This is a genomic window from Blastopirellula marina, assembly GCF_002967765.1.
GTDB lineage: Bacteria > Planctomycetota > Planctomycetia > Pirellulales > Pirellulaceae > Bremerella > Bremerella marina_A.
The window spans coordinates 151,654-174,498 of record NZ_PUHY01000006.1; the positions used below are offsets into that span (position 1 = coordinate 151,654).

At 53.7% G+C, this 22,845-nt stretch carries 16 protein-coding genes; 10 read left to right on the forward strand and 6 right to left on the reverse strand.

Annotated elements, in window-relative coordinates; genetic code table 11:
- Positions 1-26: 26 nt before the first annotated feature.
- On the reverse strand, positions 27-1,382 hold the full coding sequence (locus C5Y83_RS08635) for a c-type cytochrome (protein ID WP_105329274.1): 1,356 nt from the start codon (positions 1,380-1,382) through the stop codon (positions 27-29).
- A 196-nt stretch (positions 1,383-1,578) separates the two neighbouring features.
- Between C5Y83_RS08635 and C5Y83_RS08640 the strand changes: the two genes are divergently transcribed.
- The 3 genes from C5Y83_RS08640 to C5Y83_RS08650 all read left to right on the forward strand — a co-directional run bounded on the left by C5Y83_RS08640 (position 1,579) and on the right by C5Y83_RS08650 (position 5,140).
- Entirely contained in the window at positions 1,579-2,832 is a 1,254-nt protein-coding gene (locus C5Y83_RS08640) for an NAD(P)/FAD-dependent oxidoreductase (RefSeq protein ID WP_105329275.1), read from the forward strand.
- Between the two features lie 83 nt (positions 2,833-2,915).
- The gene (locus C5Y83_RS08645; RefSeq protein WP_105329276.1) at positions 2,916-3,995 is read left to right on the forward strand and encodes a leucine-rich repeat domain-containing protein; all 1,080 of its coding nucleotides are present in this window, start codon (positions 2,916-2,918) and stop codon (positions 3,993-3,995) included.
- Positions 3,996-4,309: 314 nt separating this feature from the next.
- Positions 4,310-5,140 (forward strand): HPP family protein, encoded by an 831-nt coding sequence (locus C5Y83_RS08650; protein WP_105329277.1) that lies wholly within the window; start codon positions 4,310-4,312, stop codon positions 5,138-5,140.
- Positions 5,141-5,149: 9 nt separating this feature from the next.
- Here C5Y83_RS08650 and metH read toward each other — a convergent pair whose 3' ends face one another.
- The gene (gene metH, locus C5Y83_RS08655) at positions 5,150-8,860 is read right to left on the reverse strand and encodes a methionine synthase (protein WP_105329278.1); all 3,711 of its coding nucleotides are present in this window, start codon (positions 8,858-8,860) and stop codon (positions 5,150-5,152) included.
- A 320-nt stretch (positions 8,861-9,180) separates the two neighbouring features.
- Here metH and C5Y83_RS08660 point away from each other — a divergent pair, with 320 nt between their 5' ends.
- From C5Y83_RS08660 to C5Y83_RS08675, 4 genes are all read left to right on the forward strand, one after another.
- Entirely contained in the window at positions 9,181-10,557 is a 1,377-nt protein-coding gene (locus C5Y83_RS08660; RefSeq protein WP_105329279.1) for a hypothetical protein, read from the forward strand.
- Entirely contained in the window at positions 10,557-11,813 is a 1,257-nt protein-coding gene (locus tag C5Y83_RS08665; protein ID WP_105329280.1) for a hypothetical protein, read from the forward strand. The genes C5Y83_RS08660 and C5Y83_RS08665 overlap by 1 nt, the downstream gene beginning before the upstream one ends.
- A 33-nt stretch (positions 11,814-11,846) precedes the next feature.
- Positions 11,847-12,668 (forward strand): ExeA family protein, encoded by an 822-nt coding sequence (locus tag C5Y83_RS08670; protein ID WP_105329281.1) that lies wholly within the window; start codon positions 11,847-11,849, stop codon positions 12,666-12,668.
- A gap of 61 nt (positions 12,669-12,729) precedes the next feature.
- The gene (locus C5Y83_RS08675; RefSeq protein WP_105329282.1) at positions 12,730-14,256 is read left to right on the forward strand and encodes a glycosyltransferase family 39 protein; all 1,527 of its coding nucleotides are present in this window, start codon (positions 12,730-12,732) and stop codon (positions 14,254-14,256) included.
- Here C5Y83_RS08675 and C5Y83_RS08680 read toward each other — a convergent pair.
- Together C5Y83_RS08680 and C5Y83_RS08685 are read right to left on the reverse strand one after the other, a co-directional pair.
- Positions 14,253-15,245 (reverse strand): hypothetical protein, encoded by a 993-nt coding sequence (locus C5Y83_RS08680; RefSeq protein ID WP_146117714.1) that lies wholly within the window; start codon positions 15,243-15,245, stop codon positions 14,253-14,255. The genes C5Y83_RS08675 and C5Y83_RS08680 overlap by 4 nt on opposite strands.
- Before the next feature lie 306 nt (positions 15,246-15,551).
- Entirely contained in the window at positions 15,552-16,802 is a 1,251-nt protein-coding gene (locus C5Y83_RS08685; RefSeq protein WP_105329284.1) for an FAD-dependent oxidoreductase, read from the reverse strand.
- Between the two features lie 277 nt (positions 16,803-17,079).
- On the opposite strand from C5Y83_RS08685, the gene C5Y83_RS08690 reads away from it, so the two are divergent.
- A complete protein-coding gene (locus C5Y83_RS08690; protein ID WP_105329285.1) occupies positions 17,080-18,207 on the forward strand; it encodes a chemotaxis response regulator protein-glutamate methylesterase in 1,128 nt (375 codons plus the stop codon).
- 35 nt (positions 18,208-18,242) lie between these two features.
- Here C5Y83_RS08690 and thiO read toward each other — a convergent pair whose 3' ends face one another.
- Entirely contained in the window at positions 18,243-19,394 is a 1,152-nt protein-coding gene (gene thiO, locus C5Y83_RS08695; RefSeq protein WP_158262294.1) for a glycine oxidase ThiO, read from the reverse strand.
- Between the two features lie 60 nt (positions 19,395-19,454).
- Entirely contained in the window at positions 19,455-19,739 is a 285-nt protein-coding gene (locus C5Y83_RS08700; protein WP_105329287.1) for a glutaredoxin family protein, read from the reverse strand.
- A gap of 356 nt (positions 19,740-20,095) precedes the next feature.
- Here C5Y83_RS08700 and C5Y83_RS08705 point away from each other — a divergent pair, with 356 nt between their 5' ends.
- Both C5Y83_RS08705 and C5Y83_RS08710 read left to right on the forward strand, forming a co-directional pair.
- On the forward strand, positions 20,096-21,667 hold the full coding sequence (locus C5Y83_RS08705; RefSeq protein ID WP_233207166.1) for a serine/threonine-protein kinase: 1,572 nt from the start codon (positions 20,096-20,098) through the stop codon (positions 21,665-21,667).
- A gap of 393 nt (positions 21,668-22,060) precedes the next feature.
- Positions 22,061-22,774 carry a hypothetical protein gene (locus C5Y83_RS08710; RefSeq protein WP_199195009.1) on the forward strand — a complete coding sequence of 238 codons (714 nt, stop codon included), beginning with the start codon at positions 22,061-22,063 and terminating at the stop codon, positions 22,772-22,774.
- Positions 22,775-22,845: the final 71 nt, after the last annotated feature.

Below are 22,845 nucleotides of genomic sequence, written 5' to 3' on the forward strand. Positions count from 1 at the left end.
CGGAAAGGGACGTTTTCACCCCAAAACTAGAGGGTTTTCAGATACTCCAGCACAACGTCTTTTTCCTCTTCCGTGAGGTTGTTGGGGTAGTCATGTCCTGTGGCACTCTTACCGAAGCGAGACGTATCGAAAACCTCTCGCTTATCGATCGCATGAAGTCCTTTGGGAACTTCCGTCAATTGCTTGGTGGTAATCCCCATCCGTTGATGATTGTATGACTTACCATCCCACTGCCAGATTTTGGGACGTTGTTCAGGATGCAAGACATGCCACAAAGTTGGAACCGATCCGTTATGGAAGTAAGGAGCGGAGGCCCAGACGCCACTGAGTGGCGGCGCCACGTAACCCTCCGGATCGGCGATCAGACCTTCTTTATCGCCGTAGTTATTGAACCAGCTCTTGCCGTAAACCTGTCGGTGCTCTGGAGAAAGGGCATCGAGTCGGGCTCGGTCCGTCGCGATATCGTCGATCGGAATCATTCGCTGCGGATAGCTGGCGTTCTCGCCGTAGGTTCCATGGCATTCACTGCAGTTCTTATTGAAAACAATCCGTCCGGCCGCGACCTTCTTCTCGTCAATCTCGCCGGCATACTTGGGCGGCTCAAGCGAGCTTAGGTAGGCGTAAACATCGCGGAAATCATCTTCTCGGGCTGGAAACGACTTGGCACCGTTCGACCGTACCATCGTGAACTGCAAGAGAGCTCGGTGTCCTTTGGGTGCGAAACCATCGATATAGATGTTTTCTTTCTGCGAAAAGTGCCACCACGGCGGTGGCTCCATATCGTGATGGAGCATTCGCGGGAAACTTGCACCAGGCACGAAGTTGAGGTCCGCGTCACGGAGCGAAATCAGGGCGACGCCGAAATTCACCGCGTTGGTCGTCCCTTTGTTATCCCCCATCGGAAAGACCAGAGAACTGTAATCGGTGGTCACCATTTTCTTACCCAGCAGGGCCTTCGTCAGTCGAATATCATCAGTGATCCCAGCGAAGTCGAACCGATTGTTGGGTAAGCCTGGGACTGGCTTCCCTTCAACTTCCCCCCCGTGGCAAGAGAAACAATTGAGCGTCCAATTTCCCCTTTTGTCGACGACATATTGAAGCGGCTTGGCTGGGTCTTCCGGCCGACCGGTGAGCCCATACCGGTCGAACGCCATCTGTCGCCGCTCGTCAGTTGAAGCCTTTTCTGCTTTGCTCCGCAGGGGCTCGGGCCAGATTCGCCAAACATTATCGAAAGTCTCTTGGTCGAAATAGGGGGGCAAATAGGTCGTGTTGATGAGGTGATCGTAGCCTGCCGCAGCATCCGGTTCCCTAGCCTCGCCAGGGCCAACCGCAATCAGCAATCCCAGAATGCCGAGAATCAGAAAAGTGGTTTGCCGTATCATTACTTCCGCACGATCTCATTGAGTGAGGGGAAATCGACTGCCGCGACTGCGATGAGAACCGAATTCCTTCTCTCAAGGCAACCGCGACCTCGATTATAGGAAATCAGGGGATTGCTCGGCCAGCCAAACGTCCAGCCCACTTGCCAGTTGCCAGCTAGGAATCCACATTACAGGTCAACCGAGCGGAGGGTATGGATTGAGCGAAACCAGAGCAAACGAACAAGTCGACGTGGCCATCGTGGGTGGCGGTGCTGCTGGACTATTGGCGGCCATCTGGACAGCGCGCACCAATCCGAAGCTTCGAATCGTGATTCTCGATGGGGCTAAACGCTTAGGCGCTAAGATCTTGATCGCAGGTGGTGGTCGATGCAACGTCACGAACGAAAAGATAACCCCCCAAGACTATTGGGGAAGTTCATCTAACGCCATTCGTAAGGTTCTAGGACGATTCACCCAGCCTCAGACGGTTGAATTCTTTTCGCAACTCGGGGTCAAACTCAAGCGGGAACCTACGGGCAAGTTGTTTCCGGTGACTGATAAGGCCCGCACGGTGCTCGATGCCTTGTTAAGTGAGGTACAACGCCTCAGTATCGAGATTCGCTTGGAACATCGTGTTGAAAACATCAAAGCCATCTCCAACGCACCTGAGAACAGCCTATTCGAGATCACGGGTCCCTGGGGACACTTAGTTAGCAAGCAAACCGTTTTGGCATCTGGCGGCAAGAGCGTTCCCAAGACCGGCAGCGACGGCCATGGACTGGAATTAGCCCGACGCTTGGGGCACGAACTAACACCGGAAATCTTTCCAGCGTTGGTCCCTCTTCATCTCGACAGCCAAGACCCTTTAACCGATTTATCAGGCATCTCCCTTCCCACGAAGCTTGAGTTGACCGAGGTTAGCGGCAAAAGAATTGCATCCATTCAGGGGGACCTTCTTTTGACGCACAAAGGACTTTCCGGTCCTGCGGTGCTCGATATGAGTCGCCACTGGTTGGCTGCAAGCGATCAACGCGAGGTTCGTCTTTCGGCAAACTGGCTACCAGAGTTTTCTGCTGAGCATCTCCAAGAGGAACTTCTTTCTCTGGGTAAACGGACGGCACGCGGCTACCTCCGCGAGCATTTACCCGATCGACTAGTCGAACATCTCCTGGCCGTGGCGAAAGTTCCGGCCGATCAAACAGGTGTCGACCTCACGAAATTACAGCGAAAGGCCTTGTTAAATGCAATCTGCATCTACCCACTAAAGATCACGGGTACATCTGGATTCAAAGTGGCCGAAGTGACCGCGGGTGGCGTCCCTCTTTCGCAGATCGATCTGAAGACGATGCAATCACGCATTGTTCCTGGACTCTACTTTTGCGGCGAAATCTGTGATGTAGATGGACGCATCGGAGGGTTCAATTTTCAATGGGCCTGGGCCAGCGGGTATGTGGTCGGTACATCGCTCTAGATTTCGCACTGCCGAATTACGCCGCGAAGTGTTAAGATAGGAACCCGCCCACCTTCCTCGCTTCTCACTAGGATTTTCCACCGATGCGATTCTTATTTGCTCTCTCCCTGGTCGCACTTCTCCTGGGTTGTGGTGGCGACACCTCCCCAACCAAAAGTGACGATCAATCGTCGGCCCCAACGCAGGACGATCGCGCCACGGAAGCGTTGTTGGCAAACGCCGGTGGAAGGATCGAAACCGACAAGAACGGTGCGATCACGCTCGTTGATTTTTCAGGGAAGCCACTCGATGAAAACATTGTGGCACGCATCGCTACGTTGCCGAACCTGCAGAAGCTTATGCTGCGCGGATGCACTATTTCCAACGAGATGTACAACAAGTTAGGTTCGCCAGCAAACCTACAGGTGCTCGATCTCCGCGAGACGCCTTTGACTGGAAAATGCCTGTCTCAAATCGGCAAGTGCACCAAGCTAAGGAATTTACAGTTTCGCGGTAACGCAATTACCGACGACGATTTGAAGCAGTTGTCCGGGCTCACCGAATTGAAGGTACTCGGACTCGATGAAACAGCGGTTGATGGCAGTGCTTTTGACGAATTGAAAGCCTTAACCCAACTTGAAGAACTTTACCTGTTCGGGACGCCGTTTCTGGAGGTCAATCTGAAAAAGCTGGCCCCATTCAGCAAGTTAAAACGAATTCGTCTACGTGGCGCTCAGATTACCGGAGACGGCTTTGCGGAACTTGCTGACCTCTCGGCTCTCGAAGACCTGGATGTCAGTGAAACAGGGTTTCATGATTCAGCTGTCGCGAATCTCAAACCGTTCAAGAACCTCAAACGCTTAAACCTATGGGCCACTAAGATCACCGATGCCGCGATCCCAGCGGTCGCCGAGCTAACTTCGCTAACCTGGTTGAATCTAGATCGAAATGACCTGGGCGATAAGAACATCGGTGAACTCGCCAAGCTGAAGAATGTGACGTGGCTGCATCTCGGCTCGACCCGTCTTACAGATGACGGTTTGATGAAATTGGCTCCCATGAAACAGCTTGAGTCTCTGATCGTCACCCGTACGGAAGTGACCGACGCCGGCGCTGCCAAATTGGCCACAGAATTGCCGAAAACAGAAATTCAGCATATCTATATGCCCGATAGCAAACCTTGACATCTCCCCCAGAAGCTTGGAATCTTCTCCGAGACCGCTTCATGCAATCGTTATGACCAATCCATTCGTCACGATTTCTAGACTTGGACTACGGTTCCTACGTGGCGTAATCGCCTGAACTTCCGTGACTTCCGCTCTTCTCCGGTTTGAATGCTATAGTTTCACAACGAGTCGTCAGCACGAAGTGGGAGAACTTCGCGCTGAGCGACGAGTTGAAACTTTTCACAGGCAGATTCAAGACTTCGTCGAGGCATCGCTCTTTTCGTAAGCGGCCCGCTAAGTCTCGACGGTTTATTAGGGCGAACCAGGGAAGCATGACCGCTATCGAAACGATCACACGGCAACTACAGGGTAACGTCAAGGATTTGATGTCGGTCAAGGTGCATACCGCGACCGTTGGCACGCATGTCAATATCGTAGCTGACCTGATGGCTCGTTACGCCCTTCGTCGCGTTGTGGTTGTCGATACGACGAAGAAGGTCCTGGGCGTTGTTTCACAGCGAGACGTTGTCCGTGCGTTGATTAGTCCAAACACGGCGGCCAACGGCAGCGAAACGGAACCGCAGCGTGTTGAACAACTTATCACCGTCGAACGCCCTGTGACCGTCGGTCCCGATGTTCCATTGGCTCGCGCTGCTTACGTGCTGGCCACCAACAAGATTGGCTGCCTTCCGGTGATCGACAGTTCACATTGCTTGGTGGGTGTGCTCTCGATTTCGGATATCATTCAATTTCTGGCGGAAGACAACGTGGAAGGTATGGAAACCGCCTTCGAGATGTATTCGCCTAAGAACGACGCCAAGTCACGCATGCCTGCTTACGTGCGGAAGATGAACGGCGATTTAGTGATTCCGCTTAAAAACATCGAAAACAAACGGGCTCGCATGGACTATGCCGTCCTCGGCTACGATCCACCCACAGGCCGCATCTTGATCAAGTTTGTTCGTTCGACGACGGATGAAGCGATCGCTACTAAGGTTCAGGATGACAATCTAATCATCCCGGCGAAAGGCTTCGTGCGGCACTTCAGTCTGATTGGCAAAGTGGCTGCCTTCGAGGTCACCGACCACAATCAAAGCAAGTTCCTGGTCCTGGCCCCCAAGAGCAATGCGTCCGCGAATGTGAACGCGATGGGGACAACTTAAGGACTTCGTTTACGGATCGTACGACAAGTTTGGTGCCAACCACCTTTCGACATCCTTCAGCGGCATGCCTTTGCGTTTGGCATAATCCTCGACTTGATCGCGTCCCAGTTGATGGATTGCGAAGTAACGCGCTGCCGGGTGAGCGAAGTATAAGCCGCACACGGAAGCAGCCGGCATCATCGCCAAGCTTTCAGTAAGCTCGATGCCGGTTTGCTGCGTCGCATCAAGCATGCGGAAAAGTGTCCACTTCTCCGTGTGGTCCGGCTGAGCCGGGTAGCCAGGCGCTGGGCGGATTCCGCGGTAAGACTCTTTGATGAGTTCCTCATTGCTGAGGTCTTCACCTTCACCAAACTGCCAATGTTTGCGTGCTTCTCGATGCATATATTCAGCGAAGGCTTCCGCCAATCGATCGGCTAACGCTTTGGCCATGATCGAGTTATAGTCGTCGTGATCGGCATCGAACTTTGCCGCCAATTCACTACAGCCGATACCCGTGGTTACCGCGAAGGCGCCGACGTAGTCGCGTCGGCCACTACCTGTCGGAGCGATGTAGTCAGACAAAGCCCGAAAATCGTTCTGACCTTTTCGCTCCCACTGTTGACGCAAAGTGTACAGCCGTTCGATCTCTTTCTTTGGATCGTTGGGATCGTAGACGATAATGTCGTCCCCATCCGCCGCCGCGGGCCAGAAGCCGAAAACACCGTTCGCCGTGAATAGTTTCTTCTCGATAATTTCGTCAAGCAACACGTTGGCATCGTGGAACAATTTCTTCGCTTCTTCACCGACATATGAATCTTCAAAGATCTTGGGGTACTTGCCCTTTAACTCCCACGAATTGAAGAACGGGGACCAATCGATGTAGTCACGCAATGTCTCTAAGGGAAATTCACGAAGCGTCTTCGTGCCAGTGAAATCAGGCGTTGAGATGTCAACCGTTTCCCAATCGGTTTCAAAATGCTTATCCCGCGCGGTCTTCAGTGGAACCAATGTGACCGACTGACGCTTGCGGTACGATTCGACCAACTCGGTTTGAAGTTGGCGATTCTTTTCCAGAAATGCCGGCGAGTTCTCTTTGCTCAAGAGTTGGTCCACGACACCAACACTGCGTGACGCGTCGAGCACATGCACCACCGGACCATCGTAGGCCGGGGCAATCTTGACGGCGGTATGCTTAGCACTGGTTGTTGCTCCACCGATCAGCAGCGGGATCGTCATCCCCGCGGCCTGCATTTCTTCAGCAACATGGACCATTTCGTCCAGGCTGGGCGTAATCAGGCCAGAAAGGCCAATGACATCGACGCCATGTTCTTTGGCGGCGGCTAAAATCTTATCGCAATGTACCATCACTCCGAGGTCGATGATCTCGTAGTTGTTACATCCCAACACCACACCGACGATATTCTTGCCAATGTCGTGCACATCGCCTTTCACGGTCGCCATCAGGATCTTGCCGCGTGCATCAGCATCGGCGATGCCTAGTTCTTCTTTTTCCTTCTCCATGAAAGGCAGAAGATAGGCGACCGCCTTTTTCATCACGCGGGCACTTTTGACAACCTGAGGCAGGAACATCTTGCCGGCGCCGAACAAATCACCAACAACATTCATGCCGTCCATCAGCGGACCTTCGATGATCCGCAGACATCGGTCAAACTTTTGACGAGCTTCTTCGGTGTCTTCTTCGATGAAACGGTCGAGTCCCTTTACGAGGGAATGAGACAAACGCTGTTCGACGGGGGCTTCACGCCATGATAAATCTTCCGCCTTCGGGCCCGCACCCTTCTGGTGCTTTACCGTCTCCGCGAAATCGACCAGGCGTTCGGTGGCATCGGGTCGTTTGTTGAACAGCACGTCTTCGATCAGATCACGCAGATCTTTCGGCACTTCGTCGTACACAGCCAACTGGCCGGCGTTGACGATTCCCATATCGAGACCAGCCTTAATAGCGTGATACAGGAAGACGGCATGAATCGCTTCCCGGACAACGTCGTTTCCACGAAATGAGAACGAAACGTTACTCACCCCTCCCGAGACTTTCGCCCCAGGGCAAACTTGCTTGATCTTGCGGGTGGCTTCGATGAAGTTGATTGCGTAGTCGTTGTGCTCGTCAATTCCTGTCGCCACCGTCAGGATGTTCGGATCGAAGATAATGTCCGTTGGATCGAACTCGAGCTTATCGACCAGCAAGTCGTAAGCTCGCTTGCAGATCTCTACCTTTCGATCTAGCTCGACCGCCTGACCGACTTCGTCGAACGCCATGATAACCACGGCGGCACCATAGTCGCGACAAAGTTGGGCCTTCTTGAGGAACTCTTCTTCGCCTTCCTTCAAGCTGATCGAGTTGACAATCGATTTACCCTGAACGCAGCGCAAGCCCGCTTCAATGACCGACCATTTGGAACTATCGATCATCACCGGTACTTTGCAGATATCGGGTTCGGCGGCGATCAGATTTAAGTACCGCGCCATGGCTGCCTCGCCGTCGAGCAAGGCATCGTCCATGTTCACGTCGATCACGTTAGCGCCGCTGTCGACCTGTTGTCGAGCGACTTCGACCGCGTCCTCGAACAGTTCTTCCCGGATCAAGCGCGCAAATCGACGGGAACCGGTCACGTTGGTTCGTTCACCAATCATCACGAAATTGGTGTTCGGCGTAATCGTGAATGGCTCTTGTCCGCTCAAACGAGTCAGCGGCTCTGGCTGAGCGAGTTGGCGCGGGGCATAGTCGCGCATTACGTCGGCAATCGCCTTGATATGTTGTGGCGTACTTCCGCAACACCCGCCTACGATGTTTAGCCAATTGTGCTCGGCGAAATCACGCAGTGTGGCGGCCATCTGATCAGGCGTCTGATCGTACTCGCCCATTTCGTTTGGCAAACCAGCGTTTGGATGGCAACTAATGTAGCAACCGGCGATCGACGCCAGCTCCTGCACGTAGGGACGCATTAATTCGGCACCCAAGGCGCAGTTGATCCCAACGCTTAGCATCGGAAAGTGCGAGACGGAATTCCAGAAAGCCTCGACCGTCTGCCCCGACAACGTACGTCCCGAAGCATCGGTGATTGTCACCGACGTCATTACGGGGAGCTCGATTCCTTTTTCGCGATAATACTTTTCGAGTGCGAACAGACACGCTTTGAGATTGAGCGTGTCGAATGTTGTTTCCGGGAACAAAATATCGACACCCGCATCGACCATCGCGTCGATCTGCACCAGGTACGAGTTGACCAACTGATCAAATGTCACATCACGGAAGCCAGGATCTTCAATCCGCCGCGAGATCGATGCCGTCTTGCTGGTTGGTCCAATCGAACCCGCCACATATCGGCGATTGTCTGGATCGCGATCATTGAACTCATCGGCGACCTTTTTGGCCAACTTCACGGCAGCCACGTTGATATCCACGGCCAGCTGCTCGCTCAGACCGAACTCCTCCATCGCGACCGGGGTGGCTCCGAAAGTGTTCGTTTCGATGATATGGGCGCCAGCGTCCAAGAATTGACGATGGATGCCCTCGATAATCTCAGGCTTGGTCAAGCACAGCAGATCGCTGAAATTCCGCAGATCTTTCGTCGCGTTGGCGAACTGAGCACCACGAACATCTGCTTCCGAAAGCTTAAACTTCTGAATCATGGTCCCCATGGCACCATCGAGAATCAGAATTCGCTTTTGAATGTCTTGGAAAACCGGGTGCTGACGGCCGGCGAATCGGGGACCTGGCATTTGTCGTATCCGAAGGACTTAAGTCTTGTCGTGGGAAGGGGATCGTGCTGGCAGCAAGCGTGCTATGCAAGCACCGCCAGCTACCCATAACAAGGGAATTGCTCGATTTGAAATCTTCTAAATATCCCAGACTTCCGGCCTCGCCACAACCGGCAGGCAACTCTCAACAATCGACAAAGTTTACCTAGCCCGAATCCATGATTTTTCTTATCTAAAGCTAAAGACCGTTACAAACAGAACCGATCCTAACGATAACGGGCCGCAATCAGCGTGCGGCTGCAAGTGCGTCGATCTCAACGTCAGGCAAGGAAGCCGAAACGATGACGAAACCATTGGGCTCCCCCAAATCACAAGACCAGCAAGACAGCCACCGCACCTTTTATGGTCATCCGATCGTGGTGCGTGTGAAGGACTTGTCGTGGCAACCTCCCGTGGAAGAGGCACCTCCAGCCGAAGAGGAATGGGTGTCGAACCTCCTGGGCGAGGATCCCTACGAGGCCGACGGCGAAGAAAGCCTGTTGATGGATGTCCCACCCGCCCTAGAGCTTCCGCCCGTCGAAGAGCCGGTTGCCGAACTGCCTCGCTTGCCGATTACCCCGACCGAATCAAAGCCGCAGCCGGCTTCGAAGACGCCAACCTATTTGAGTCATAGCAGCGAAGGTCGTCGCGAACGACTGCAATCGCTGATTACGGGACAGTGGAAAAACCGCATCATGATGGGTGGTTTGGCACTCTCCTTATTCTTCGCGACCTATTGGCTGCTAAGCACCGATGGCGCGGACGAACCACCGGTCGATGATGTTCATCAAGACTTGTTCGTCGAAACAGGTCAGCTGGGCGACGCTCCGGCCTGGGATGCTTCCTCGAATATGGTCGAAAACGACGTCACAACCATCGAACCCGCTTCGATGAACTCGACGCGAATGGCCAGCATGCCGCCTCGCGACAATATCGTAGGAAGTCCAGCCAATCCTTCGTCTAAGATGGAACTAACGGCCATATCTGCTCCCGATGTCGATTCACCAAGCCAGCCAAGCGGCGGCAATGGTAACCCAGCTTGGTCGCAGAATCCTGCTTCGACTACGATCGAACCTCAAGATGACTACGCTCCAAGCTTCGGTCCTGCGGGTGGTAGCAGTTCGATTCCTGGCTCAGGATCTCCTTCGTTCGATTCGAGCTCGGTTCCTATGGGTTCTCCGATTCCAAACTTCGACAATGCCAGCGGATCATCGCAAGACAACTATCAGCCGTCGTTCCAGGGCAACCGTCCTTCTTACGAAGAGACGGCTCCAGCCTACCAAGCTCCCTCCGCACCAGCTGGTGGCTCGCAATACTCGAATCCTTCAAGCGGAAACAATCATACCTCGCATTGGATGAAGACAGAGAACCCTAGCCGCTCGATGCCAGGGAACACGCCTGGCGGTAATAGCGGATTCACGCAGTCGCAGTTGCCCAGCATTCAAAATGGTCCTCCTCAAGATGCTGGTTTGCCTCAAATCGAAGCCGCAACGCCCTACAACCCTTCAAAATTCGCGAACTCGTCGAATAACCAGCAACCAACTCCGCAAGATGGATATGGCTTCAGCTTCAACCCTAACGGCAGTACACCAGAATCGTCGACGCCATCACAAGATGGCATCCGGGCAGCCAGGTTGAGTGGCGAGATTGACACTCGCTTCGATTCGGGAATTCGCTAATGAGCCAGCTCGATCGTGCCTTTATCCGTGCCTACACATCGGAAACCCCCAGCCGCACACCGAGTGAAGCGGCGTCAACGTCGGACGTGCCCATGAACAATTCAAACCCAACGCAGCAAGCTACGGAAGCCAAGATTCGCACGATGACGCGCAAGCCGACTCTGAGCGAACTGCAGCACTGGAAGAATCAAGGCATTCGCATCGACATGCCTGGGTCCCCTTTGGTGGGGTCGTTCGATGAAACGGCCGCAACCAACGGTCTGACGTCGCCCAAGACGCAGGACGAATTCGAGTTGGCCAGCAAGAATACTGCGGCCGTCGCCGAAGCACTCGATCGCTTGATGAACCGTGTTGGTGGAGTCGCGTCACCTAAGGTTCAGCCGGTTTCGGCTAAGAAGCCACTTGCAGAGCCAGCTTCAGAATTGCCGAGTCCGACCATTGAAATTCAAAACTGGGAAGTAGAATCTGCCCCCACTTCGGTAGACGAGGAAGAGGGTATTACCTTCGTCGCAACCAAGACTTCTACCGTGAAGACCGCCCCTGAAAACACGATCGAAGAAACGAAATCGATCGAAGAAGAATCGGTTGAACCGATTGCGGAGAGCGAGCCCGCTGTGGCCTTAGCCACGAAACCGTATCGCCAACGCAGCCTCACACATCCCAAATGGGAAGCCGACACGATTGCTTGGCCTGAAGAAACGGACATGATCCTCGATCTGTGCGGTACGGAATGGCAAGCCGTTGTCGACGGGCTATCGAGTAACGTCAAGTCATTGGCTGTGGTCGCTTTGGGCGAAGGTTGTGGATGCACCACGTTGACCATCTGCTTGGCAAAACTGTTGGCCGCAGCCAACCGTCGTGTCTTGATTATCGACGAAGGTAAGGGAGACGACTGCCTGACGGTTCGTATTGGTCTGAACGAAGCACTGCCCGTCGATCCGCAAGAGAAAATTGAAACGCTGTACGAAGCGATGATTGAAACGGCTGACCAGCCGATCGCCGTACTGCCCGCTGGCTACCGAAAACTGACCGATTTGACGGCGAACCAATTGCAGCAATTCACCCAAGACTTCGACATCGTCTTGTGGGACGGTGGCAATCGCCCAGAAGTTTGGCAACGACTGGCCTTAGTCCACAGCGTGCTGGTGGTGCGTGATGCCCGTGGTTCTCACGATCACGAATTAGGACAGATCCTTCCTAAGCTCGAGCAGCGGAAGATCAACGTGATCGGTATCGCCGAAAATTTCTGGCGATAAGAATACCTCCACGGGGCGGACACGGGAAACGCGATGTACGAAGCGTACTGGAAACTCAAGGCTCGTCCGTTCGAGAATACTTACTCGGAAGCCTCCTATTACCCATCCGAGTCCGCTCAAGCGGCTTTGCTAAAGCTTCGCTATGCGGTCGAAAATCGACGAGGCGCTGCCATACTGGGTGGTGCTTGTGGCTTGGGCAAGAGCCTATTGGCCCGTACTTTAATCGCCCAGCTTCCTGACCTGTTCACACCGAAAGTTCACTTGGTCTTTCCGAGGCTGCCGGCTGATTCGCTCATTCCTTATCTGCTACTGAATCTCGGACAAGGCAAGATTAGCGATACCCCACAAGATCCAAGTGCGGGTGTCTGGCAGCTAGAACAGTTTCTGAAAGCAAATACCCGTTCTGGTAATCACGCGGTCGTAATCGTTGACGATGCTCACCTATTAGGTGATCCTCGTTCTCTGGAAACAATGCGTCTACTTACCAATTTCGAGACCGACGGAAAGCTGGATTTGACGTTGATCCTGGTCGGGCAGACCCAAGTTATTCCGGTCGTCGAACGCTTCCCCGCCCTGGAAAGCCGCATTGGTGTTAAATCTCTAATGCGTTGTTTTAATCCAGACGAAACAGCTGCCTACGTCACACATCGATTGCGGGTCGCTGGCTGCGAACAAGAGATCTTTGCTGGCGGCGCCCTGGAACGTTTGTACGACCTTACACGAGGCAATCCGCGAGAAATCAATCGCCTGTGCGACTTGGCACTGTTGATTGGGTACGCAGAGGAACTTCGCCAGATCGATGCCCCTCAAGTGGAGTCGATCCATGAAGAGCTGGTTTCGGTGGTGCCCGAATAAGTCACCCGTGCTGACGCTTCACACCTAGCGGGATCGCTCGTGCCAATTAGAATCAATCGGCGTGAGCAATACGACCGAGCCAAGCCCGTCCCCTTCCCAACCTCCCTGGTGGATCACCGCGCTGTTAAGCGTCGGGATGGCGGTTGCTGCCCTGCTACTTCGGCTCCCGTTTCTTGGGGAAAGCTTGTGGGCCGACGAACTACATACGGCCTGGGTAGTCGCGGACGACGCACAAACAATCCCACTGCGTGCCGCAATGGGAAACCAGTCCCCACTTTATTTCTTCGGCGTGTGGACCTGGCTGCAGGCCGTGGGCATGCATCAGTGGTCGCTTCGACTCCCCTCATTAATTGCCGGCATCTTCGCCGTCGGCCTCGTGACGGCGGTTTCTCATCGCTGGTCGAAAGATGCTTGGATCGCGTTGGGGATCGGCTTACTCGCTGCGATGGACAACGACTGGATCTTTTTCGCGACCGAAGCACGGACTTATACGCTCGTCCAATGGGTAGCCATTCTACAAGTGCTGCTTGCCTGGGATGCATCCCAGAACGATCGAACTTCCGCTTGGATCGGCTTGGTGGCTCTTTCGCTGACTAATTTCTATCTGCATTACACCACCATCTTGTTCACCACCTGCGTAGGAATAGCGATTCTGATTTGCGCTAGCGATCGAACGATCCGAAAGCATTTCGCCCTTGCGAGTATTGGATTACTGCTAGGGATTGGCATCAGCGTGCCTCACCTTATGACCATCTTCGAGCGTCGATCTAACTGGGCCCAATTCATCTCGGCAACCTCGTCGAATGAGTGGTATCGGTGGGAAACCGTCTTCGCCATGTTGCTCCCTGCCGGTATCGCATCGGTGATTGCCTGGTTTCGCCATGAAACCAACATCACGAGCATTGATCGTCGACGTTTCGTGTTTCTGATTTTGGTAGTGCTGCTACCCATTACGATAGCCTGGCTCACAACGGCGACAGGAGTTGCGGCTCTATTTTTTGGTCGCTATCTTTTTTCCGCAGAAACGTGTGTCTTGATTTTATTGGCCAGCATGATGACGTTGCTTCCTGGTCGATGGATTGGCCGTGCCGCAATTGTGCTGGCCCTGCTTATTTGTTGTGTCTACCGCCTCCCTACGCAATGGCAAACGATGCGGGGCGAAGAATGGCCGACGATCGTGAACGCTGTGTCACAAAACATCGAAGCGATGGACACACCACCAGAGATTGTGATTGCGGCCGGCCTGATTGAAACCGACTTCCTGCGAACCAAGCATGCCAACGAGGCTCCTTGGGACGACTATGCACGCCTCCCAATTGAATCGATTTATCATTTGCCAGAGGCGGCTAAAAAGCGATTCGGCTTAACCTATACCAATTCTGGCGAACCAACGCCGCGCTACCTGGAAGAGTCAACTCCAGAATCAGTTGTCATCATGATTGTCCGCGGAAACAAAGCGAAAGCAAATCAAGTCGCAACCCGGTTCCGAGATGCTTTGCCCGATCGACATTACCAGATAAAAACGCCGAAGCCTCAAGCATCTGGGGTTCAATGGAGAATCCTCGTGCCGCACCTGGGCGACAATTAACTGGCGGTCGGTTCCGCGTCTTTGACGGTCTCTTCGATTTGACGCAAGGCCTCGTCCAGACGTTTCAGCTTCAGCGAATCGAACTCATCGGCTCCTTTCGCCTCGACACTCTTTCGCATTTCGTCCATCCGGCGTTTGATATCCTCGAAGTCTGTTACGTCAGGCTTTGGCTGGGTGGCATCACCACCGGTGAACGGATCCAACTCGTTACCCATCCGCGGTGCACGCACTCGAATTCTGGGCATGTTCTCCAAAGCTGGCATACGTGCCGGACCATTGTCCGCGATCTTGATCAGTTGTTGAAGCTTAGCAAACGAAGCTTGATCTTGCTTCTTCAAATCAGCAGCGCTGTCAGCTTCTACTGTCTTTTCTTTACCGTTGGGAAGGTGCCATGTGATGCTGACACTGCCGTCAACGGCCGTACGAACAACAATGCGTTCACCATTTTCGGTTACGTCAATCTCGCGGCTTCCGTTATTGTTCGAGATACGAACCGAACGTTGAAACCCAACCTGAGGAAGCATCGCCGGCTTGGCTTGTTCCTGGTCGATACGATGTGGACCGAGCTTTCGCTTGAGTTGCTCGATCGCTTCTTGGGCCATGAAACCAGCCGACTTGTTGCCGCCGCTGGCCAGCCGTCGCAAGGCCGACAATGCCATCGAAGCTGTCTCGTCGTCAGGCGAACCGGCGAAAGACTTCAGCAAATCGATCGTGCGACTGGCAACTTCTCCGCTGCCATTTTGAGCTGCTTGTTCCATGGCCGGAACGGCAACTTTTCCTAGCTTCGCCAATTCGTCGGAGGCGTTTTGCCGCTGAGCAAATTGATTGGCATCCAACTGGCTAATGAGAGTTCGAACGACTTGATCTTGGCGGACCGCAATGTCTTCCGCGGCATCCGTAATCGGCTCAGCATTAGCCACCGACGTGATGCAAAGAACAACGAATAGCGTTCCCAAAAAGGTCGAAGATGCCAATTGGAGACTCATCATCTTGTTCTCACAGGTCCGATACTGGGGCTAATCGAGGTGCGTCACTGAAGGAATCCCCGAAATATAGGCGATCGAGGCGTCCCACGCACCACAGCCTCTACGTATTCCGGAAAGGAATGGTTGTCGGCTGATAGCACGTTTTCGCTTCAATTTCCCTGCAAATTCCGGGGCAATTCTGTGGTGACTGCCCATTCACACGAAGCGATTGATCAAAGATTGTCCACATTTTTCAATGTGATAGCAATTTTTGAACGGAGAGTCTGATGATGTTTTCGTGAACTTCACCATCGCCCAGTTCACGACTATTTATTCCGATTTGGTCATCGGCTTGGCATAGAGGTTCAAATTGGTGCGAGCGCCGATCATCGCGAACACGCGACGGATTTGATCAAAGCCGGTCGCCAAGACGAAGTCTGACCGGCGTCCGTATGATTTGGCACCCAAGATATAGAAATTTGGTTCTGGGTGAATCAGCGGAGTCTTATCGTGCGCGTCAGAGTCTGCGTCTTCATTTGGTCGCCATGCACGTGGCGATTCCGAAACGCAACACGTTGCGACTTGCAGTTCTCGAAACATTTCGAGATCTGGGCGATGACCAACATTTGCCACGACTCGATCGAACGTATGCACGCCCTCGTGCTTCCCTGCGAGCGTGACATGAAAGTGATCGTTCTGTGGTTCGTAGTGAATTGCTTTGATCGACGTGCCTGGCCAATGATCGACATGGCCATCTTCCGCGGATGCGGCTTGATTCGCTTGTTCGAGCACGCGTTTTCGCTGCGGGTAGGGATCATCCCTTTCAATCGCCATTGGACCACCCTGCTCCGTCGGGCAATCGTCGCGTGTCAGCCATACCACATGCGTCTCAAGCGATTCGCGGGCCAACTGACTAAGCTGAACGATGTTAGCCGCTGCCGTGAATCCCGATCCGACTACCAAAATCTGCTGATTCGCATATCGCTGGTGATCGGCGTCAGAAGCATTGATGACACCATAGTCTAGGTGAGCCCGACATTCTCGTTCACCAACCGTGGGATTGCCCCCACCGCCAAGAAAATTGGATTGTCCTTGAACACCACTGCAGTCGAGAACAATCTCACTTTCAAACAGATGCTCGTGCCCTTCGGCGTCTCGCACGAATGTCACGAAGGGTTCTTCCGCGCGAGCTTCTTCCCCTAGGTTTTCATGCTTTAACTGAGATTTACGAGCGATCGAGAGAACTTCATGATGCAACTTCAAACCGTCAGAAACCAGGTCGGTTTGCGCCAGTGGAAGCAGATAATGTTCGACAAACTCACTACCCGTCAGAATTGCATTATCGGCTGGCGGTTGATATCGGTCGTCCTGGGCTGCGAGGGCGGACAACCCCAAAGGCGTGCTGTTCGCGCCAAATGGTGTGAACATCGACACATGTCCCCACTGAAGAAGATGCGATCCGACTTCTCCGGAATCAAATACTGTGACTTCATAACCAAGGAAGCGGGCATAGAGAGCGGCTTCAATGCCAATAGGGCCTGCGCCCACAATCACGATCCGAGCTGGAGTATCGACTGCCATCCAAGGGAACTTTGCAGAAAGGTGTTGTTGTGGGTTCTTATATCGTCCAAAAAGCGTCGCAACGGACGATCGCCTGTTCCGATTATAAGGAACATAACGCCGATACGTCATCGCCACCCCGGTAGGTAAGAAATGCTTTGACTTTAACAATCAGTTTTTCACCCTCCCTTCGGAATCCAACCTAGGTTTACTGGGACAATTTCGCAATCGATTTGTGTCCGTGCATCAGAATGATCGCATTGGCGCAAAATCGGAGTTTCTGATCCGGGGCAGGTAAATGTTTCAACGAACTACTCGCGTTCTTGTTGTCGACGACTCACCGCTTATCCGCGCGCTGATTTCTGATCTCTTAGAAGAAGAGTCGGATATCGAGGTTGTCGGTACGGCCGCCGATGGAATGGAAGCTGTCCGCTTAGCGCGCAGCCTGAAACCGGATGTCATCACGCTGGACGTCCAGATGCCCAAAATGGATGGCCTTCAAACCTTGGAGAAGATTCTCGAGGAACAGCCAATTCCAGTCATCATGGTCAGTGCCACGACCCAGTTGGGTGGCCAAATCACGCTGGAAGCACTCGATCGCGGGGCACTCGATTACATTGCCAAGCCCGAAGGCTTGAAAGAAGCGGAAACAACACTTCGCACCGAACTTTGTCGAAAGATCCGCTCGGCTGCTTCAACCGATGTCAAACGCGTTCTTTCGATGCGTCGCGAACGGGCTGAAAAACGCCGCCAGCGACAAGAACAGTCAACCGTTACCCGCGAAAAGAAATCAACGACCTCGACGGCCCCCATCCCAGAAGTGCCGATCTCGGACAAATGCATCGCGTTAGGCATTTCGACAGGTGGCCCGCCAGCGTTGGCCTCGATTTTCGAGGTTCTGCCGGCCGGCCTACCGCCGATTGTTATCGTGCAGCACATGCCGGCGAATTTCACTAAGGCGTTTGCCTCGCGGCTCAACTCGATTTCGAAGGTGAACGTCAAGGAAGCGGAAACTGGTGACGTGATCAAACCGGGACATGCATACCTCGCCCCAGGCGGTCTGCACTTGGAAGTGCGACGCAACGGACGCGATGGCGGCAAACTGCAAGTTCGGGAAGGCGATCCGGTCAGTGGGCATCGTCCTTCCGTCGACGTGATGATGAATTCGGTCGCGGGCATCTACGGAAATCGAGTCTTAGGCATCGTGATGACTGGCATGGGCCGCGATGGTTCGGATGGCTGTAAAGCGATTCGTGCCGCTGGCGGATTCGTGTTAGGCCAAGACGAAGCCAGTTCCGACGTCTACGGCATGAACAAGGTTGCCTTCCAAGAAGGGAACGTCGATCGACAATTCTCGCTCGACGAAGCCGCAACAACGATCGCCACGCAAGTTCGTCGCCTTTGGGGCGCGGCCTGCATCGCCTAGTTTCGGGCTAGATACTTTCGACCGACGAGACGGCATCAAGCTCGGTTGACACGGAACGGCTCCAAGTCGATCTCCGGCGTTCTTCCACACATCAGTTGCGCCATGACCACGGCTGTCGCAGGGGAAAGATGAAGCCCACTGCGATAGTGGCCCGCCGCCAGGAACACATTTGCTAGATGGGGCAGCTTGCCGAGATAGGGAATTCGGTCGACACTTGCGGGACGTAATCCAGCCCACGCGCGGACCAGCTTGGCTTCTGCCAATTCAGGAACCCAGTGCCTGGCGAAATTCGCAAGGTCTTCGACCGCCTCCGGCGTGGTGGACTTATCGAAACCAGCTTCCTCGACCGTTGCTCCGACCAAAACGTGACCGTCTCTGCGAGGCACGATGTAGCGAATCCCCTCGTTAATCGGCGCCATGAAGAAACGTTGGCCCGCATCAAGCAGCACCAACTGGCCCCTAATTGGCTCGATCTCGGGACGCTGCATTCGCCCGCTGAAATGCCCCTGGTCAAGAACATGATCTGCTAAGACTTGCGACCACGCCCCCGTCGCCAGGCAGACCGCTTGTGGGGCAATTCTTCCGGAGGCTGTCTCCACAGAGATCAAGCGATCGCCATCGAAATTCCATCGCGTAACCTCAGTTCGGGCGAAGATCTCGACGCCTCGCTGACGGCAGCCGGCGGCTAAAGATTGGAGATGTCTCGGGTTCCGGACAACCGCCTCACCTGGCAAGAAACAAGCTTCGCGGATTTCATCGCTTACTCGAACATGGGGAAACTGTTGAGCAACCTCTGACAGATCGAGTCGGACGACCTCGACGCCTTCCTCCTCGTACTGCAAGCAAGCCATCCGCAGCGAAGCTGCCTCACCGGGATCTCTAGCCAAGTACAGGCCGCCGGTGATCTCGAATTCGTTGTCGATGCCGGTCTCTTCAAATAGCTGCCCCGACCATTCTGGAAAGAGGCGATGACTCAGTCCGCGTAGCTGCTCGATTGGCTCCCAAGCGTGTTGCTGATTCGCAGGGGGCAACAGTCCTGCCCCCGCCCAGGATGCTTCACGACCAATCTCCCCCTTATCCAGCAGCGTCACGCGTTGTCCCTGACGGGCAAGTTCGTAGGCAAGAGACAATCCAATTACACCGCCGCCGACAATCAAAAAGTCAGCGGTCGAAACATCGCGAGACAACGGGCGAACACCTGAACGGGCAACAGACGGACTAGTAATGAGAATCAGGGAAAGAGCTGATTATAAGGTTTGAACCGCGGTACCTTTTTCGACTTCCGCGGTTAGCACCCGCTTCAGCAGCATTGGCTCGACTTTGCCTCGGAAACGGATTTTCCCGTTTATCTCAACAACCGGGACGGTCGTATCAAACTTCTGCCGCAGTTCCGGATCTTGGTCGATGTCAACAAACGTGACTTCCGATACATATTCCCGGACGACTTTGGCGGCTTTGTCACAACAAGTGCAACCTGCCCGTGTATAGATAATGACGTTGGCCTTGTACTTTGATGTATTGTCGCTGTTCATCAAATTACCCTAATCAATCGATGTTAGCACTGAAGCGGATCGAAACGCACCCAATTAACCGCCTGGTGAATGTACGAACCACGGGAATTCCGTGAACGAAAACGGGCGTCCACTGTCAGACGAAATTTGTAATTGTGTGTTGTTTAGTGAGTAATAACTCTGGTAGTCTATAGCGTGTTTCAACTTATCGGCTCTCCCTAGCATAGGGAATTTTCACTCTTCCGGGAGCGGAAGGGAAGGACTTGTGGCGCGTTAGTAACGACTCAGGTTAAACTCTTCCCTCGTAAGCGTAGCCTTCCATGCCACCTGTTGTGGATGCATCACGTTTCATCGAGCTTGTGAAAAAGAGTAAGCTCGTGGCTGAACCTGTCTTAAAGCAGGCTGTGAAACAACTGCGCGCTGAGAATGATGGGCAAATTCCTTCCGACATTGAAAAGCTGGAAGCATTTTTCGTCCAGCAAGATCTACTCACCACCTGGCACTGCGAGAAGCTTAGAAACGGCAAGTACAAAGGCTTCTTTCTCTCCAAGTATCGTCTTCTGAAGCACTTAGGTACCGGAGGCATGAGCAGTGTTTACCTTGGTGAGCACATCGTGATGAACCGCAAGGTGGCCATCAAGGTCTTACCGCGAAGTCGCGTAAACGATCCAGCATACTTGGCCCGTTTTCATCTGGAAGCACAGACGGCGGCCCTACTCGATCACCCCAACATCGTGCGTGCGTTCGATATCGATAACGAAGAAAGCACGCACTATATCGTCATGGAGTACGTGCCAGGAAAAGACTTGCGACAAATCGTTCGGGAGCATGGAGCGGTCCCTTTCGAAGCAGCCGCCGACTACATCGCCCAAGCGGCTGATGGATTGCAACATGCCCACGATACCGACATCGTGCACCGCGATATCAAACCAGCTAATCTGTTGCTCGATGAACGCGGGATCATCAAAATCCTCGATATGGGTCTCGCTCGCCTGAAGTCGGATTTGAATTCGGCGAGCTCAACCGCAGGCAAAGAAAACATTCTGGGAACTGCCGACTACTTGGCCCCAGAGCAGGCCGACAATCACCACCACGTTGATCACCGTGTCGATATATATGGTCTTGGTTGCTCTCTATACTTTCTGCTGACAGGACATCCCCCCTTCCCTGAGGGCAGCATGGCTCAGCGCGTCGCGAAGCACCGCAGCGTCATGCCAGAGGAAATCCGCAAGTCACGCCCCAACTGCCCGATCGAATTGCAGCGTATTTGCGAAAAGATGATTGCTAAGAATCCAAACGATCGTTTCGCAGAGGCGAAAGAAGTCGCCGCCGAATTACGAAGTTGGCTTGAATCCCGTGGAAAAGAGCCAACCGTGGCCGACGAGGAGCCAGGCTCCGCCATCCTTTCAGCTGCCGCCCAGAAGGTTTCCAATCGTATCCGCTCATCCGGCCCATCGCATAATCGAGTAAGAGTTCCTGGCGCTGGCTCATCTATCAGTTCGTATGACTTACAGGTTCGCGAACGTCGAGAATCTTCTTCCAGCAAATTCGATCCGGCCCAGGAAGATACGATTGCCAACCGAGCCAACGATACGGCCCAACAGCTAAATGCCTCGTCGCATGAACTTCGCCGAGGGAATTCGAACAATACTTCGAGTTCATCTCTATTCGATTCTCAAGAACTCGACGACACCTCGTTCGATGTTGATGAAGCATTACCAGAAATGGAGCCAGTACCTTCCGATTCGGCAGCCGTATTACTGGAATCAGAAGCAGTGCACCTACCGACGGCCAATGCGGGGAAGATTCCACTGTTGCCCGCCAAGCCGACCTCAAGTCGGCGACTCCCTGCGATCACGAAGTCACTTCGAAATCTACCCACGCTTGTCTGGGTTGTTGCCGCGGCGATCGCTTTGCTCGTCGTGGTTCTCACCGTGAGCAACTTCTAACGCTCACCCCCAACTAAGTCTGCTATCAGGCGAATTTCGTCGCCACTAGGCCGCTCTGCCCCCACCGCATAACCCGTACGAGCTGAACGGCAACAGTCCCACAGAGGTATATTGACAGACCCCGATGACGCCTACTCTGAGGCGTGGATTGGGCTAGCAGTCACCCCATGGACACATCTAAACCGTTTGAAAATAGTGACTTAAGCAAATTGCTTGAAAGTTACTCCGGCTGCGACGTAGGATAAAGTAGAAGTTCAAACGGCCCCAGAGGCCGCTTGGCAATTCCCACCAGAAATGGAATTCGTGGTATCGCAAGTCGCAGGACGACCGACACGATTAACTCCACGAGCGACACCTACCAGGTCGCCCGGCAGGCCAAACCAAGAGAGTTCCATGAGTCGCATGTCGTATCGAGGCATCACGCACACGAAAGTCGCGAAGACCAAAGTCGCGTCGCGAGATTTTCGTTTGCCAACCCAGGCGTCACGACGCCGCGGAGGGAATGCAGCGCGTACGACGAAGTCTGAGTACTTCGCACCACCGGAAGATTGGCACGAACCAACGAACGACACTGGAACAGACTACAAATTCATTTACCAGCCGCCCGGTGAAGGTTTTTGTCACATTCTGACAGAAGAAGAGATCCGCGATCGCCTGGCACAACTGCCTGAATGGATGCTCGAGGGGCTGGAAGTCGTTCAGTTGAGTCGGCTGACACGCAAGAAGCTTAGCTTCCCTTGTTACGGCATGCAGTGGGGTGCATCGATCTACCTCTACCCGATGGACGAATCGCTCATCGAGTATTTCCCACATCCGCCCCGCCCCGAGCAATTGGTCGAGGCCAAGATGTTTGGAGCCGTGTGGGAAGAAGACGAAGATGGCTTCTGGCGTTTGGAATGGACCGAAGAGACCATCAAAGACTTCTACCTGAATAACGTCCTCGTTCATGAACTGGGGCATCTGCTCGATACGCGAAACAATAACTACGTGGCTCGCGAACGCTATGCCGAATGGTTCGCAATCGAATACGGCTATCGGCCAACCCGACGTCAATCGCTTGCTGCAAAGGCAGCTAAAAAAGTGGTTCGCCGGCACCACAAGACCTAGTCTGCCGGTACGGTCCGTGAACTAAGCTGTTGTTGTTCCACAACTTGAGACCACGTGGCGGTTGTGGATCA